16 protein-coding genes are annotated in these 14297 nt (G+C 45.9%); 11 read left to right on the forward strand and 5 right to left on the reverse strand.

Annotated elements, in window-relative coordinates:
- Nucleotides 1-90: 90 nt before the first annotated feature.
- From NXZ84_RS04365 to prli42, 3 genes are all read right to left on the reverse strand, one after another.
- The gene (locus NXZ84_RS04365; RefSeq protein WP_309495554.1) at nt 91-2160 is read right to left on the reverse strand and encodes an SBBP repeat-containing protein; all 2070 of its coding nucleotides are present in this window, start codon (nt 2158-2160) and stop codon (nt 91-93) included.
- Nucleotides 2161-2293: 133 nt separating this feature from the next.
- Nucleotides 2294-2461, reverse strand: coding sequence for a hypothetical protein (locus tag NXZ84_RS04370; RefSeq protein ID WP_258839056.1), 168 nt, complete (start codon nt 2459-2461; stop codon nt 2294-2296).
- A gap of 76 nt (nt 2462-2537) precedes the next feature.
- Nucleotides 2538-2633 carry a stressosome-associated protein Prli42 gene (gene prli42, locus NXZ84_RS04375; protein WP_258839057.1) on the reverse strand — a complete coding sequence of 32 codons (96 nt, stop codon included), beginning with the start codon at nt 2631-2633 and terminating at the stop codon, nt 2538-2540.
- 136 nt (nt 2634-2769) lie between these two features.
- Between prli42 and NXZ84_RS04380 the strand changes: the two genes are divergently transcribed.
- The 10 genes from NXZ84_RS04380 to NXZ84_RS04425 all read left to right on the forward strand — a co-directional run bounded on the left by NXZ84_RS04380 (nt 2770) and on the right by NXZ84_RS04425 (nt 11856).
- Nucleotides 2770-4419, forward strand: coding sequence for an acyl-CoA mutase large subunit family protein (locus NXZ84_RS04380; protein ID WP_258839058.1), 1650 nt, complete (start codon nt 2770-2772; stop codon nt 4417-4419).
- Nucleotides 4420-4444: 25 nt separating this feature from the next.
- Nucleotides 4445-4855: a cobalamin B12-binding domain-containing protein gene (locus NXZ84_RS04385; protein WP_258839059.1), complete on the forward strand. Its 411-nt coding sequence runs from the start codon at nt 4445-4447 to the stop codon at nt 4853-4855.
- Complete coding sequence (mce, locus tag NXZ84_RS04390; protein WP_258839060.1) at nt 4852-5268, forward strand: methylmalonyl-CoA epimerase; 417 nt, start codon at nt 4852-4854, stop codon at nt 5266-5268. Before NXZ84_RS04385 ends, mce begins: the two co-directional genes overlap by 4 nt.
- 44 nt (nt 5269-5312) lie before the next feature.
- Nucleotides 5313-6854: an acyl-CoA carboxylase subunit beta gene (locus NXZ84_RS04395; RefSeq protein ID WP_258839061.1), complete on the forward strand. Its 1542-nt coding sequence runs from the start codon at nt 5313-5315 to the stop codon at nt 6852-6854.
- 12 nt (nt 6855-6866) lie between these two features.
- The gene (locus NXZ84_RS04400; RefSeq protein ID WP_258839062.1) at nt 6867-7052 is read left to right on the forward strand and encodes a hypothetical protein; all 186 of its coding nucleotides are present in this window, start codon (nt 6867-6869) and stop codon (nt 7050-7052) included.
- Nucleotides 7053-7107: 55 nt separating this feature from the next.
- A complete protein-coding gene (locus NXZ84_RS04405) occupies nt 7108-8226 on the forward strand; it encodes a M20/M25/M40 family metallo-hydrolase (RefSeq protein WP_258839063.1) in 1119 nt (372 codons plus the stop codon).
- Nucleotides 8227-8366: 140 nt separating this feature from the next.
- Nucleotides 8367-9488, forward strand: a complete 1122-nt coding sequence (locus NXZ84_RS04410) for a M20/M25/M40 family metallo-hydrolase (protein WP_258840332.1) — start codon at nt 8367-8369, stop codon at nt 9486-9488.
- A gap of 21 nt (nt 9489-9509) precedes the next feature.
- Nucleotides 9510-10655 carry a conserved virulence factor C family protein gene (locus NXZ84_RS04415; RefSeq protein ID WP_258839064.1) on the forward strand — a complete coding sequence of 382 codons (1146 nt, stop codon included), beginning with the start codon at nt 9510-9512 and terminating at the stop codon, nt 10653-10655.
- Between the two features lie 130 nt (nt 10656-10785).
- Nucleotides 10786-11262: a hypothetical protein gene (locus tag NXZ84_RS04420; RefSeq protein WP_258839065.1), complete on the forward strand. Its 477-nt coding sequence runs from the start codon at nt 10786-10788 to the stop codon at nt 11260-11262.
- A 141-nt stretch (nt 11263-11403) separates the two neighbouring features.
- Complete coding sequence (locus NXZ84_RS04425; protein WP_258839066.1) at nt 11404-11856, forward strand: hypothetical protein; 453 nt, start codon at nt 11404-11406, stop codon at nt 11854-11856.
- A 48-nt stretch (nt 11857-11904) separates the two neighbouring features.
- Here NXZ84_RS04425 and NXZ84_RS15260 read toward each other — a convergent pair whose 3' ends face one another.
- On the reverse strand, nt 11905-12237 hold the full coding sequence (locus NXZ84_RS15260) for a four-helix bundle copper-binding protein (protein WP_258839067.1): 333 nt from the start codon (nt 12235-12237) through the stop codon (nt 11905-11907).
- A 159-nt stretch (nt 12238-12396) separates the two neighbouring features.
- On the opposite strand from NXZ84_RS15260, the gene NXZ84_RS04435 reads away from it, so the two are divergent.
- Nucleotides 12397-13902: an SBBP repeat-containing protein gene (locus NXZ84_RS04435; RefSeq protein ID WP_258839068.1), complete on the forward strand. Its 1506-nt coding sequence runs from the start codon at nt 12397-12399 to the stop codon at nt 13900-13902.
- Between the two features lie 42 nt (nt 13903-13944).
- Here the strand turns inward: NXZ84_RS04435 and NXZ84_RS04440 are convergent, their stop codons facing one another.
- Nucleotides 13945-14238: a hypothetical protein gene (locus NXZ84_RS04440; protein ID WP_258839069.1), complete on the reverse strand. Its 294-nt coding sequence runs from the start codon at nt 14236-14238 to the stop codon at nt 13945-13947.
- Between the last annotated feature and the right edge of the window lie 59 nt (nt 14239-14297).

The following is a 14297-nucleotide window of genomic DNA, read 5'->3' on the forward strand; positions in this document are numbered from 1 at the left end:
ATAATGCCCCTCCTTTATTGTTATCGACTAAAGGAAATGCTCAACCCAGAATTAATGAAACATTCAATCCGCAATCTTCAGAAGATCTCGTCAGCCCTCTAGTTCACCCGTTGTTCTTACTCCGCGCGGCCCGCGTGGCCCTCTTCTACCACGTGGACCGCGTGGACCAGCAGGTCCGGTCGCTCCCGTGGCTCCGATTGCCCCTGTTGCTCCGGTCGCCCCGACTGGTCCTGTTGCTCCGGTAGCTCCTACATTAGCAGGGATACCGATTTTCATTACGAAGGCACTTTGTCCGCCAGGTGACTGCGATTGAAAGGCTCCAGGTGTGGTGGGGAAGTCTAACGAATTGGTGATCCCTGTTAGGTAGGCATTTCCAGCTGAATCATTATCGATCGCAAAACCAGCATCATTGGTTCCACTACCAGAGATATAAGAGGAGAAGAGGAGGTTGGCACCGGTCAGACTTAGCTGTGAGACGAAACTATCAATAAAGAAGCTAAAGTCAGGGTTAAACGCATCTGGAGTGAGGGGAAAGTTAGTGGAGGAGGTCGATCCTGTTACCCATGCATTGCCAAAGGGGTCGACCGAAATACCGAATCCCGATTCGCCACCTCTTCCGCCAATAAAAGTAGAGTAAACGAGAGCTGAACCCGATGTGTTAAATTTGGAAACAAAAACATCTTGGACACCAGCAAACGTGGGCTGAAAAGAGTTAGCGGTCGTAGGAAAGTTGGTGGAGGAGGTTCGGCCTGTCACATAAGCTCTTTCGTCTACATCAACATCGATTTCGCCTCCGAGATCGATATTATTTCCACCGAGGTAAGTGGAATAGACCAAGGCAGTCCCTGTGGTGTTCATTTTTGTGACAAAGGCATCATTGCTACCTCCAAAGGTAGTTTGAAAAGCACCTGAGGTAACGGGGAAGTCCGCAGAAGAAGTGGTGCCTATTACGTAAGCATTTCCTGAGGAGCCGACTACGATATCATTTGAAGTATCGGCATTACCCCCACCCAAATAAGTGGAGTAGATGAGGGAGCTCCCTGTCGCATTAAATTTGGTAATAAAGGTATCTTGACTACCGGGACGAATGGTCTGAAAGGCGCCGCTTGTGACTGGAAAGAGGTTGGAATTTGTCGTTCCGAAAACATAAGCATTGTTAGCGGTATCGATGGCAATCGAAGAAGAGCCGTTGCTGCCACTTCGACCAAGGTAAGTGGAGTAGAGAAGCGAAGTGCCGGTACTGTTTAATTTGGTGACGAAAGCGTTTTCAAATCCCATAAAGGTGGTTTGAAAACTTCCACTTGTAATAGGGAAATCGGTGGACATCGTTGTTCCTGTCACATAAGCGTTGCCCATGCTGTCCACATCAATTCCGTTAGCAGCATCATCATCTGTACCGCCAAGATAGGTGGAGTAGATAAGGGAGGTGCCGGTGGCATTCATTTTGGTGACAAAGGCATCCCGATCCCCGGCAAAAGTACTTTGAAACGCCCCGCTCGTAACAGGGAAGTCAGTTGAGGAAGTGACACCGGTGATATAGGAATTTCGGTCAGAATCTACCTCAATTCCAGTGCCTGATTCTATAGAAGATCCCCCCAGGTAGGTGGAGTAGATGACGATGGGATCAATGGTCAGGGGGAGAGTGGGATCGTACTCATCGTCGATGGCAAAGCCAATACTGCCATCTTCATCGAGAAGAAAGCGTGTGGATAGCGGAACGGATGCTTCCGCTTGAAAGCTGAGAGGTTGTTTTTCTTGGATCGCGCCATGGGAGAAGATGACATTTAGGTTTTGGTTCGAGTCGATTTCAACGTGGTTGGCAGTTTGATAGCGAAGGCGAATGGATGTAATATCCGCTCCGGGTTGTAATAAAATATCGTACTTTAGCTTTCCTTGCCATTCATAAAAATGAAGGTCAATTCCCTCCCAGACATTCTTATAAATAAAGGTAGGAGCAGAAGAGCCGGATGTAGGGGACGCGAGCAATAACGTGCATGTTGGCGCTAGGGAGAGCGGACATAGGATAAAAGGGTGTTCGCGGTTGTCGGTGCCATAAGGGGTAAAGGTGATATGAGTAGGGGTAAAGTGAAGCGTTAATTGAGAAAGAGTAAGGGTATAGGGGACGATAGGGGTTGTAACACGCTCGGCTACAGTGGGCATAGATGTTTTCCTCCTAAAGGAATGTCATCATCAGCATATGTGAAAAGAAGAAGAGCGGGAAGTACATTCGCCTAGAGAAAGCGTAAAAAACCGCCGCTACGCATTTAGCGTAACGGCGGTGGCTCAGCTCTTACTACAAACCAATAACGGTATCAAAAATGGCGAGGAGGGTAGAGCCTACCAGTCCGAGAGTAAACATACCACCAATGATAAAGCCAGGTTTATTATTGGTGCGTTTATTATAGAGCGTTCCGATGATCGCTAAAACGGACATTACAATTAGGATTATGACCATGTACATGTGTATTTCCCTCGCTTCTCAATAAGAATTAGTCTCTTATATTATAATCAAATGTTAGAGAAAAAAACAGTGAACACTAAAAGAACAATGCGCCGCCACCCATTAATAGGGTAGTAACGACCATGGAAATAATGATCACATAGATAACAAACCGGATCCATTTGGGATTCATCTCACTCACCTCGATATATTATTGTAACCAAATCTAATCAGCCTGTCCATGGTACCCGACAGAACAACATTTTTTTGATATATTAGAGGGAGTGAAGTTTTTTAACAATGGAATTGGAGTGTGGGAGGAACGATACGTGTCTGAAAAGTCATTTGAAGAACAATATCAGGAATGGGAAGCTTATACTCAGAAGCTGTTAGAAAAGTATCCGGAAAGACAACAGGAATTTGCTACTTTATCGGGTATTCAGGTGGAGAGATTGTATACGCAAGACGAGGATGTCGCCCTGAATGAAAAGTTGGGGCTACCCGGTATGTATCCTTATACACGCGGAATTCGTCCTACTATGTATCGGGGGCGATATTGGACGATGCGCCAATATGCGGGCTTTGGCTCAGCGAGTGAGACCAATAAACGCTTTCGCTATTTGTTAGAGCAAGGGCAGACAGGATTAAGTGTGGCTTTTGATCTACCAACACAGATTGGATACGATTCAGATGATCCGATGGCCGCAGGTGAAGTAGGGAAAGTGGGAGTGGCGATCGATTCCCTCGCTGATATGGAAATGCTGTTGGCCGGTATACCCCTAGATAAAGTGAGTACATCAATGACGATTAACGCACCAGCCTCTGTGTTGCTGGCGATGTATTTGGCCGTGGGTGAAAAGCAAGGCGTACCTTTACGACAACTGACAGGGACGATTCAAAATGATATCTTAAAGGAATATATCGCTCGTGGAACCTATATTTTTCCACCACAGCCATCCATGCGCCTTATTACCGATATCTTCGCCTTTTGTGCACAAGAGGTACCCAAGTGGAACACAATTAGTATTAGTGGTTACCATATTCGTGAGGCAGGCTCTACAGCGGTACAAGAAGTTGCCTTTACATTAGCAGATGGAATTGCTTATGTGGAAGCGGCTATCGCCGCTGGCTTAGATGTGGATCGGTTTGCACCGCGCTTATCCTTTTTCTTTAACGCTCATAATCATTTCTTCGAAGAAGTGGCGAAGTTTCGAGCGGCTCGGCGGATGTGGGCACGCTTGATGAAAGAGCGCTTTCAAGCTAAGGATGCGCGCTCTCTTCAATTACGTTTTCATACGCAGACAGGTGGTTCTACCCTGACAGCACAACAACCAGATAACAACGTCGTGCGCGTAGCAATGCAAGCGCTCTCAGCTGTGATGGGTGGCACGCAAAGCTTACATACGAATGCTCGTGATGAGGCGCTAGCTCTACCGACAGAGGAGTCGGCGCGAATCGCACTTCGTACTCAACAAATATTAGCGTACGAAAGTGGCGTCGCCGATACCGTAGATCCGTTGGGTGGGTCTTACTATATAGAAGCGTTAACGGACCGTATGGAAGAAGAAGCAATGCGCTACATTGAACGGATTGATGAATTGGGCGGGGCCGTTCATGCGGTCGAACAGGGATATATGCAACGAGAAATTCATCGTGTTGCCCTGGAGACACAACGTGAGATTGAGTCGGGTAAACAAGTGGTAGTAGGGGTAAACCGCTTTCGCATGGAAAACGAACAGGAACCTGAGTTATATCGAGTAGATCCAGCCCTCGGTCGAGAGCAAATTAAGCGGTTACACCAAGTACGCGCACAAAGGAATCAGCAGGAAGTGGATCGGTGCTTGCATGCGCTTAAGCAAGCGGCACAGGGAAGCGATAATTTAATGCCACATATTTTTACCGCGGTGAAAGCGTATGCAACGGTGGGCGAGATCTGTCATGCATTGCGTGAAATCTTTGGAGAGTATCAGCCAGTTTAGGTTTGTAGAGATGGGAGTGAAGATGATGGAGAGACCGATTCGAGTGCTGGTAGCAAAACCAGGCTTAGATGGTCATGACCGCGGTGCCTTAATCATTGCTCAAGCATTGCGTGATGAGGGGATGGAAGTGATCTATACGGGGTTGCGGCAATCACCTGCACAAATTGCTGTTGCTGCTATTCAAGAAGATGTAGACGTAATTGGCCTTTCATGTTTATCTGGTGCACATAATGAGCTGTTTCCCGCTGTTGTGCAGCTTTTGAAAGAAAAAGGGGGGGACGATATTCTTGTGGTCGGTGGCGGTGTGATCCCGCAAGAAGATATTCGTTTTTTAGAGGAACAAGGAATTGCGAAAGTGTTTACCCCAGGAACGAAGACGAAGGAGACTGCTGATTTTATTCGCCAGGCAGTGGCAGAAAGGAAGGCAAACTCATGACAGTTTCTCCCTCTAAGGTAGGGCATATTGGGATTGCGGTACGCAGTTTAGAAGCGTCTCTCCCTTTTTATACAGATATCTTGGGTTTGAAGTGGGAAGGAACAGAGGACGTACCGAGTGAGCAGGTACGTGTTGCCTTTTTGAAGGTTGGAGAAACACGGATTGAATTATTGGAACCTATGTCTGCAGAGAGCGCTATCGCTTCCTTCATCGCCAAACGAGGTGAGGGCATTCATCACATTGCTCTTGATGTGGAAGGAATTGAAGAGAAACTTTCGTATTTGGGGGAGCAACAGATTCAACTTATTCATGAGCAGCCAAAACAGGGGGCACATGGAGCCAAAGTTGCTTTTTTGCATCCAAAATCGACCGGCAGTGTGTTGTACGAGCTGTGTGAATCTAAACCAGAATAGTCCAAACCAGAATATGAGCTGTGATGGATAAAGGGGGCGACGTAATGTATCGTAAAATAGATGATATGTATGAACGACGGCGCAGAGTGGAGCAGGGTGGGGGCGACGAGCGGCGCAAAAAACAACATGAGCGCGGAAAACTGACAGCCCGGGAGCGAATTGATCTACTTTTGGATGAAGATAGCTTTGTTGAACTTAACCCATTTATAGAACATCGCTCAACCAGTTTAGGTATGGACCAGGTAGAAGCTCCGGGTGAAGGAGTGGTGACAGGCTATGGCAAAATTCATGGTCGGCTCATGTACGTATTTGCGCAAGATTTTACGGTATTCGGTGGAGCGCTGGGAGAGATGCATGCTCTTAAAATCGCCCGTATCATGGACTTGGCGGCAAAAAATGGGGCCCCCATCATTGGTTTAAATGATTCGGGTGGAGCACGGATTCAAGAAGGGGTTATGTCGTTAGATGGGTATGGACATATCTTTTATCGCAATTCTATTTATTCGGGTGTGATTCCGCAGATTTCCGTTATTATGGGGCCGTGTGCAGGTGGAGCTGTCTACTCACCTGCTATTACAGATTTTGTATTTATGGTGGAAAAGACGAGTCAAATGTTTATTACAGGTCCCAAAGTGATTGAAACCGTGACAGGAGAGAAGATAAGCGCAGAAGACCTTGGAGGGGCCCAAGTACATTCTACTATTAGTGGCAATGCTCACTTTACGGAGAAGACAGAACCTGAGGTATTAGATGAAGTGCGTCGCTTATTGGGGTTCCTACCACAAAATAATGTAGAGGATCCCCCGCGCCTTTTCTATAAAGAAGAGGATGAGTGGCGAGAAGAATTAGCCGAAGTGGTACCGGTAGAAGGGACGAAAGTGTACGACGTACGTAAAGTGATTGATCTCATCGTAGACGATGGCGACTTTATGGAAGTGCAACGAGGTTTTGCTAAAAATATTGTTATTGGATTAGGGCGTATTGATGGACAAACCGTGGGTATAGCGGCAAATCAACCGAAGGTGATGGCAGGCGGTTTGGATATTAATTCAGCGGATAAGTTAAGTCGTTTCATTCGCTTCTGTGATTCGTTTAATATCCCGTTTGTCACCTTTGTAGATGTGACCGGCTTTTTTCCTGGGGTTAATCAGGAACATGGAGGAATTATTCGCCATGGAGCTAAAATCTTATACGCTTATTCGGAAGCGACCGTACCCAAAATTTCAGTGATTACCCGAAAAGCATTTGGTGGGGCGTATGTTGCACTTAATTCGAAGTCGATTGGGGCGGATGTCGTCTATGCTTGGCCGAGTGCAGAAGTGGCAGTGATGGGACCTGAAGGAGCAGCTAATATTATATATGGTCGTGAGATTGCAGAGAGTGAGCACCCTGAACAAATTCGACAAGATAAAATTGCTGACTATCGTGAGCGCTTTGCAAACCCGTATGTAGCGGCATCCCATGGAATGGTAGACGATGTGATTGATCCGCGTGAAACAAGAAAAAAATTAAAAGAAGCATTATGGATGTTGAAAACGAAACGAGAGACACGTCCAACGAAGAAACATGGGAACATTCCTTTATAAAGGGGGGAGGGCATGTTAATAAAGCTTGCTCACCAGTATGATTATACTTTTATTTCCGGCTCACAAGACGAATCTGGTTGGCGAGAGGAAGGTCGACGAGCACAGTTTGGAAAGCGTCAGGAGCTAACTCGTGGGAAATGGAAAGATCAGCCCGTTGAACGGAAAGTTCCGCGACAGCGATGTATCTTTATGCGCTAATTTAGATGAGAATCACCCAATAGATAGATGATTTGAAGATGAAGGGAAGAGACCGATGATAAACCAAGAACGGATATTAAACGAGTTTTTAGAACTAGTGAAGACAGATAGTCAGACCGGTGAGGAGCGCGAACTGTGTGATCTGTTGACAGAGAAGCTGACGAAGATGGGGTTTGAGGTAGTAGAAGATGATTCGGCGACGGTAACGGGACATGGTTCAGGTAATCTCGTAGCAACATTACCAGCTACTGTAGCAGATGCTCCTGCTATTTACTTTACCGCTCATATGGATACGGTAGCTCCAGGAAAAGGTGTGAAGCCGTCACTTGAAGGGGAATATATTATTACAGATGGAACAACGACATTAGGTGCGGATGATAAAGCAGGCTTGGCGGCAATGTTAGAAGGGGTTAAAACGATTCAGGAACAAAAGATTCCACATGGCAAGATTCAATTTATCATCACAGCAGGGGAGGAGTCGGGTTTGGTAGGGGCTAAAAATCTAGATGCCTCTCTTGTGCAGGCGGATTATGGGTTTGCCATTGATTCCAACGGTCCGGTAGGTCATATTGTCACTTCAGCCCCTTCGCAAGTCTTATTTAAAGCTACGATCAAAGGAAAGTCGGCACATGCGGGTGTCAATCCGGAAGACGGCGTTAGTGCTATTCAAGTAGCAAGCCTAGCGATATCGAAGATGAAGCTAGGCCGAATTGATGACGAGACGACTGCTAATATCGGTAGGTTTCAAGGTGGAACGGCAATGAATGTTATCCCAGAACAAGTAGAGATTATTGCTGAGGCTCGCAGTCGGGATGAACAGAAGTTGCAAGCACAAGTAGATCATATGAAGAAAGCATTTATCGAAGCGGCAACAGAGCGTAATGCTACGGTTGAATTAGAAGTGGATAAGATGTATCCTGCTTACAAGTTTTCTGAATCTGACCTGGTTGTGCAAAAGGCGATTACAGCTGTTAAAAAGGTGGGGCGGACTCCACAGTTGTTGGCTAGTGGGGGCGGCAGTGACGCTAACGTTATTGCGGGATTAGGGATTCCCACAGTTAATTTCGGGATCGGGTACGAGGAGATTCATACGACCAACGAACGGATGCCGCTATCAGAGTTATATAAAGCAGCAGAGTTGATTGTGGCGCTCATCGAGGTCTCGTGTGAATAATTCTCGCTTGAGAGGTACGTAAAAAGAAAATAGCTCCGCAAACACGTGTGGGAAGGGTTAAGCACACGTGTACGGAGCTTTTTATGATTGAGGGATGAAGTTGAACGAACCGGTAAACGAAATAGAGCAAGGGGAGACATATAATGAACGAAAAACGCTTATTAGCTGAGTTTTTGGAATTAGTGCAGACAGATAGTCAAACAGGGGACGAACGGGAAATATGTGATTTGCTAACGAAGAAGTTAACTGAACTTGGCTTTGACGTGGTAGAAGACGACTCTGCCCGAGTAACAGGTCATGGCTCAGGAAATCTGATTGCTACGTTAGCACCCACGCAAGAGAACACGTCGCGAATCTATTTTACCGCTCATATGGATACGGTAGCCCCGGGTAAGGGGGTCCAACCTTCTTTGCAGGAGGGTTATGTAGTGACGGATGGGACAACTACCTTAGGGGCAGATGATAAAGCAGGGTTGGCAGCGATGTTAGAAGGAGTGCGTTCGCTTCAGGAACAAAAGCTCCCTCACGGTCAGATTCAATTTATTATTACGGCAGGCGAAGAGTCGGGACTGGTTGGAGCAAAAAATTTAGATCACTCCTTTGTACAGGCAGACTACGGATTTGCAATAGATTCCAATGGACCTGTGGGTCAAATTTATAACTCAGCCGTTGCCAAAGCGAGTTTGTTCGCCACAATCATAGGCAAGCCTGCTCATGCTGGTGTTAATCCTGAGGACGGTAAGAGCGCCATTGAAGTAGCTTGTCGAGCTATTGCTCACATGAAGTTGGGGCGTATTGATGATGAGACCACTGCGAATGTGGGAAAATACGATGGTGGGACAGCGATGAATGTAGTGGCGGAGAGAGTGGAGTTAGTAGCAGAAGCGCGCAGTCGTAACAATGAGAAGCTACAAGCACAACTAGATCATATGGTGACGACCATAGAGAAGACTGCACTGTCGATGGGTGTTAGAGCAGATATTGATGTTCATAACATGTATTCTGCCTACTCCTTTTCTGAACAAGATGAAGTGGTGCAAAAGGCAATCGCAGCTGTGAAAGAAATAGGGCGTACACCAGAATTAAAAGCGAGTGGTGGCGGTAGCGATGCTAATGTGATTGCTAGCTTAGGGATACCTACAGTTAATTTAGGTATTGGTTATGAAGAAATTCATACAACCAATGAACGAATGCCCGTTCAGGAGTTAGTCAAAGCGGCTGAATTGGTGCTGGCTTTGATTAAAGGAGCTTCAAATAAATAATAATGAAGGGAGCGCTAATGGATGCGAATTGTATCAATAGAACCGACACCAAGCCCATTATCGATGAAAATTAATGTAGATCAACCTTTGCCTGATGGTGTGCGTTATAGCATACATGCGGCAAACAAAGAGGAAGCACCCACCTATATCAAACGAATCATGGAGATTGAAGGAATTAAAAGTATTTTCCAGGTAAAAGATTTCATTGCTGTGGATCGACATCCAAAAGTAAGTTGGGAGAGGATTTTACCGCAGGTGCGAGTTGTGTTTGGAGAGAAGACAGCGACAAAAACTTCGGAGGAAGAGCTAGAAGAGGGTTTTGGAGAGGTTCAAGTTGCAGTTCAGATGTTCCGTGGCTTACCAGTTCAAGTAAAGGTGACCGCAGGTGATGCTGTTCGTCGCGTTGCACTACCACAGCGGTTTGCAGATGCTGTTCTTCGAGCGCAGGCGGCTGCGGAGAATATGGTGTTGGAGCGTAAGTGGATAGAACAAGATGTACGGTACGGTGAATTAGATGAAGTGGCAGATACTGTTGCGCAAGAATTTGCTGCCGCATATGATGAGGGTCGTCTTAATACTTTAGTTAGCCGGGCTTTGCGTCAAGATAAAGTAGCAGCAGGACCGGAACCGCTAGAAAAGCTTTCTTATGATGAAGTGGAAGCCGCACTATCTGACGAGGATTGGAAAAAGCGGTATGCTGCCCTTGTTCGGATTGATATTAACGAGGAAACATTACCTTTGCTCGGTAGAGCGCTTCAGGATCCCAATATGTCGATACGTCGGCTGGCAACTGCTTTTCTTGGGGAAGCAGAAAACCGCGAGGCTGTTCTCCCATATCTATACGAAGCACTCCGTGACGCATCTGCTACAGTACGGCGTACCGCAGGTGATACGCTGTCGGATATTGGAGATCCTGAGGCGATGGAGCCGATGTGCGAAGCGCTTTTCGATCGGAATCGGATCGTGCGCTGGCGTGCCGCTCGTTTTCTCTATGAGGTGGGGGATGAGTCAGTATTGCCTGCATTGAAGAAGGCGATTGATGATCCAGAATTTGAAGTGAAAATGCAGGTGCAACTGGCGATTGAGCGGATTGAAGGCGGACATGAAGCAAGCGGTTCCGTTTGGCAACAGATGACGCGGCGTTTGGAAGAAGATCGAGATAAATAGGAATAGTGTTCAGCGATAGAAAACCTGTCCTTTTAGTAAGGGCAGGTTTTATGTATTTAACCAATTATCGAAAACATTTAAGCAAAAGAGGGGGTAGTTTCATAGAATAGCAGAAGAAGGGAGAGATAGGATGAACTCCAGAAGCATTGCTTTAGAAGATCAAGTTGTACGCATGGCATTAACAGGTGACTACACTACTTTACAGCCCGTACCACAGTCATATGTATGGCAGGTGGACACAACTTCCACTTGGGTATGCCCCATTAATGTGATTGAGCAGCTACCTGCTGGTATATTGGATCCCCCCGTCAGAGTTCTTGCAGTAAACATGGATATTGATCTGGTACGAGAAGTGGGTACAAATAACATTTTAGTACGCTTTAGTCCGAGTTGTACGACAGGTGTATCTACCTTGTCTGTGCAAAAAAGAAATGCGTCGGTTCCAAGCAAGAAAATCTTAACCGCTCGTATTAGAAAGTTTGAAGTACGCACAGATCAACCTACAAGATTTACCATGTTTATTGGGGGGCAGACGGGGCCATTCCAGGCATTTAATATTGATTTTGATTACAATAGTTCCAATAGGGGGACAGGGACGTATCGCTAAATAAAAAGATTCATCAGGCTGAGTATGAGAAGAATTTGTCCATTCTAGTAAGGGCAGATTTTTTGGTTCGATTATCCCTTAATCATCCAATCAAAAGGATGAGATGATTCATAGAATAGTAAAAGAAAGGAGGGGTGTTATATGAGTTCAATGTCAGCATTAGATCGAACTGTACGTGCGGCATTAACGGGAGATTATACCACCTTGCAACCAGTAAACGAGTTTTACTTTTTAAATGAAAGGACTCCTCCATGTCCTGCTAACGTTGTAGCCCAGCTTCCAGCTGGTATTTTAGCGCAGCGTCCTCTACGCGTACTCGCTGTTAATATGGATATTGATGTGATTCAGGAAGTGAGGACAGGTAATAAATTGTACCGCTTTAGTCCAAGTTGTACGAGAAGTGTCTCCACTTTGTTTGTAAGAGTAGTGCGTAGCGGGGTAGAGCTTGCACGCATCAGGCAGTTTGAAGTGAGTAATGATGATCCTGATCGGTTTACTCTGTTTGTAACAGGACCAACAGGACGAGTTAGGGCTTTTAATATTAACTTTAATCATAATCACAACCACGGTGAAGGGATTTGGACGTACCGATAGATGTAAACGTAGCCCAGCGATTTACGCTGGGCTACAGTAATAAAGTTTTTACATGGATCGACAAGCATCGGCGCATTCTTGACAATGGGTAGCACACATCTGACAATGTTCGTCCTGCATTTGCGTGCATTGCTGTGCACAGGCGGAACATATGGTGGCGCAAAGATCGCATACCTGCATCGCATATGGACTATTGGCGGTCATAAATCGTACCGCACTGTCACAGATGTCGATGCAATCTTGAAGGGTGCGGATGCATTCGATGCGGTTAGCTACATCAGGCTCATGTAGGCAAGCGGTTAAACAGATTCGACATGATTGAGCACAATTTAAACAGGCATCAATACATTGCTGAACAGTTTCGGCATAGGGAGATGTCATAGTTGTTGTCAAGGTAAACACTTCTTTCGATTGAGATAGATCGTGCGCATAACTGTATAGGAAATTACATAGATTCACTTGAAAGTATGTGTAAGATGGGTGGAAATATGAGTTTGTTTAGCTGGGTTGTTCTTCCACTATAAGAGCGGAGGGATTTTGATGAACACACCGATCGTTTTCTTCTCTACTTATCTGGGTGGGCAAAGTAATGATTGTGGGATAGGGATTGCGGTGGATCAAGATGAGTTTGCATATGTTACGGGAGCCACTTCTTCTGATAATTTCCCGGTGACATCAGGGGCATTTCAAACAGTATTGAGGGGTGGTGTCCAAACTGCCTTTATTACTAAATTTAATCCGAACGGAACCTCTCTTATTTACTCTACATTTCTAGGAGGGGCGCTTAGTGACTTCGCTATGGACATCGATGTCGATGAAAGCGGCTCTGCTTATATCGCTGGGGTAACAAGCTCCTCTAATTTTCCTGTCACCTCGGGAGCATTTCAAACTCTCCCCAATCCGGATATTAATGCGTTTGTCACTAAACTAAATGAAAGTGGGTCTTCACTTGTTTACTCCACTTACTTGGGGATGAGTGGGGAAGATAGCGCCAACGGAATTGCGGTGGATACCGAAGGGTTAGCTTATGTTGTCGGTACTACTTTCGCCAGTGGTTTTCCCGTTACCAGTGGGGCTTTTCAAACACTAAAAGCCGGATTTTTTGATGTGTTTATTACGAAATTTAATGCGTCCGGTTCAGCACTTATTTATTCTACCCTCTTAGGTGGGGGCGGGGCGGATAATGTGTCCAATGTGGGAACAGGAATTGCGATAGATGAAGAGGGATTTGCTTATGTGACGGGAAGAACGGATTCAGCTCAATTTCCTGTGACGAGCGGCGCATTTCAAACTCAAGGGGGGAATGTAGACGATGGCTTTGTAACCAAATTAAATCAAACGGGGACAGCGCTAGTCTACTCATCCTATCTTGGTGGTCGCTCGAACGATCAGTGTAACGCGATCGCAATCGACCGAGAGGGTGGGGCATATGTGACAGGAGTTGCTAATTCTGCTAACTTTCCAGTCACTTCGGGTGCATTCCAAACGATAGTAGGAGTAACGGGAGGTGCCGTGTTTGTTACTAGATTTAATCGGGTGGGTTCAGACTTGAGTTACTCTACCTTGTTAACAGGAAATGATGTTTCAGAAGGGACTAGCATTGCAGTCGACTCGTTAGGAGGGGCATGGGTAACGGGAGGTACGGAAGCAAGAAATTTTCCTGTGACTGATCAAGCCATTCAAAGGCGACAGCGAGGTGAATCTAATCTCTTTATCACACATGTAAATGTAAATGGGTCTGGGCTTGATTTCTCCACTTATTACGGTGGGGAAGGGATCAACAGCGGGTTTGCCATCACGTTGGATGAAAGCGAAAATGTGTATGTTACAGGTGAAACGACGGCATTTGATTTTCCTGTTACTCCAGGTGCTTTTCAATCCCAGTCAAGGACGGGATTGGCCACGAGTGATGCATTTGTTGCCAAATTAGGTGAAGTGGAGGCGATGGGGGCAAGAGGCGCTACTGGGGCAAAAGGGGCGCAAGGGACACGGGGAATCCGTGGAGCGCGTGGAGCACGTGGAGCAAGTAGTGGAGGAGAAGGTTAAGATAAGAAGAGCACCAGGGATCACATCCCTGGTGCTCTTCTTTTAAAAGCTGTATAAGTAGCCTGCGTAGCTACAGGACCAACTGTTTCCTATATCGAAGCAGTAGTTTTTATAAAGATGGCCGCTATAAAAGTTCGGATAGCGGTATTCCGAGTAATACTGGGTATATGGAATATTCCATTCATTAGGATATACAAATTTCGAAAAATACTCATACTTTGTAACATAGATCGAACTCATTTGCGGAGAGACTGATTCGGTAGACATTGCCAACACAGGAGTAGAGAAGACAAAAAGTACTGCTACCATCAAGAGAAGCATCCCACTTTTCTTCATAACAACCCCACCTGTTCATCATGAGATAATAACCCTCTATTACAATAACAAAATAAAAA

Source organism: Mechercharimyces sp. CAU 1602 (assembly GCF_024753565.1).
Classification (GTDB): Bacteria; Bacillota; Bacilli; order Thermoactinomycetales; family JANTPT01; genus Mechercharimyces.

Bases quoted from the DNA above. Each gene is read 5' to 3' on its own strand.
- NXZ84_RS04365 (WP_309495554.1), bottom strand. From the start codon at position 2,160: ATGCCCACTGTAGCCGAGCGTGTTACAACCCCTATCGTCCCCTATACC.
- NXZ84_RS04370 (WP_258839056.1), bottom strand. From the start codon at position 2,461: ATGTACATGGTCATAATCCTAATTGTAATGTCCGTTTTAGCGATCATC.
- prli42 (WP_258839057.1), bottom strand. From the start codon at position 2,633: ATGAATCCCAAATGGATCCGGTTTGTTATCTATGTGATCATTATTTCC.
- NXZ84_RS04385 (WP_258839059.1), top strand. From the start codon at position 4,445: ATGGAGAGACCGATTCGAGTGCTGGTAGCAAAACCAGGCTTAGATGGT.
- mce (WP_258839060.1), top strand. From the start codon at position 4,852: ATGACAGTTTCTCCCTCTAAGGTAGGGCATATTGGGATTGCGGTACGC.
- NXZ84_RS04395 (WP_258839061.1), top strand. From the start codon at position 5,313: ATGTATCGTAAAATAGATGATATGTATGAACGACGGCGCAGAGTGGAG.
- NXZ84_RS04400 (WP_258839062.1), top strand. From the start codon at position 6,867: ATGTTAATAAAGCTTGCTCACCAGTATGATTATACTTTTATTTCCGGC.
- NXZ84_RS04405 (WP_258839063.1), top strand. From the start codon at position 7,108: ATGATAAACCAAGAACGGATATTAAACGAGTTTTTAGAACTAGTGAAG.
- NXZ84_RS04415 (WP_258839064.1), top strand. From the start codon at position 9,510: ATGCGAATTGTATCAATAGAACCGACACCAAGCCCATTATCGATGAAA.
- NXZ84_RS04420 (WP_258839065.1), top strand. From the start codon at position 10,786: ATGAACTCCAGAAGCATTGCTTTAGAAGATCAAGTTGTACGCATGGCA.
- NXZ84_RS04425 (WP_258839066.1), top strand. From the start codon at position 11,404: ATGAGTTCAATGTCAGCATTAGATCGAACTGTACGTGCGGCATTAACG.
- NXZ84_RS15260 (WP_258839067.1), bottom strand. From the start codon at position 12,237: ATGACATCTCCCTATGCCGAAACTGTTCAGCAATGTATTGATGCCTGT.
- NXZ84_RS04435 (WP_258839068.1), top strand. From the start codon at position 12,397: ATGAACACACCGATCGTTTTCTTCTCTACTTATCTGGGTGGGCAAAGT.
- NXZ84_RS04440 (WP_258839069.1), bottom strand. From the start codon at position 14,238: ATGAAGAAAAGTGGGATGCTTCTCTTGATGGTAGCAGTACTTTTTGTC.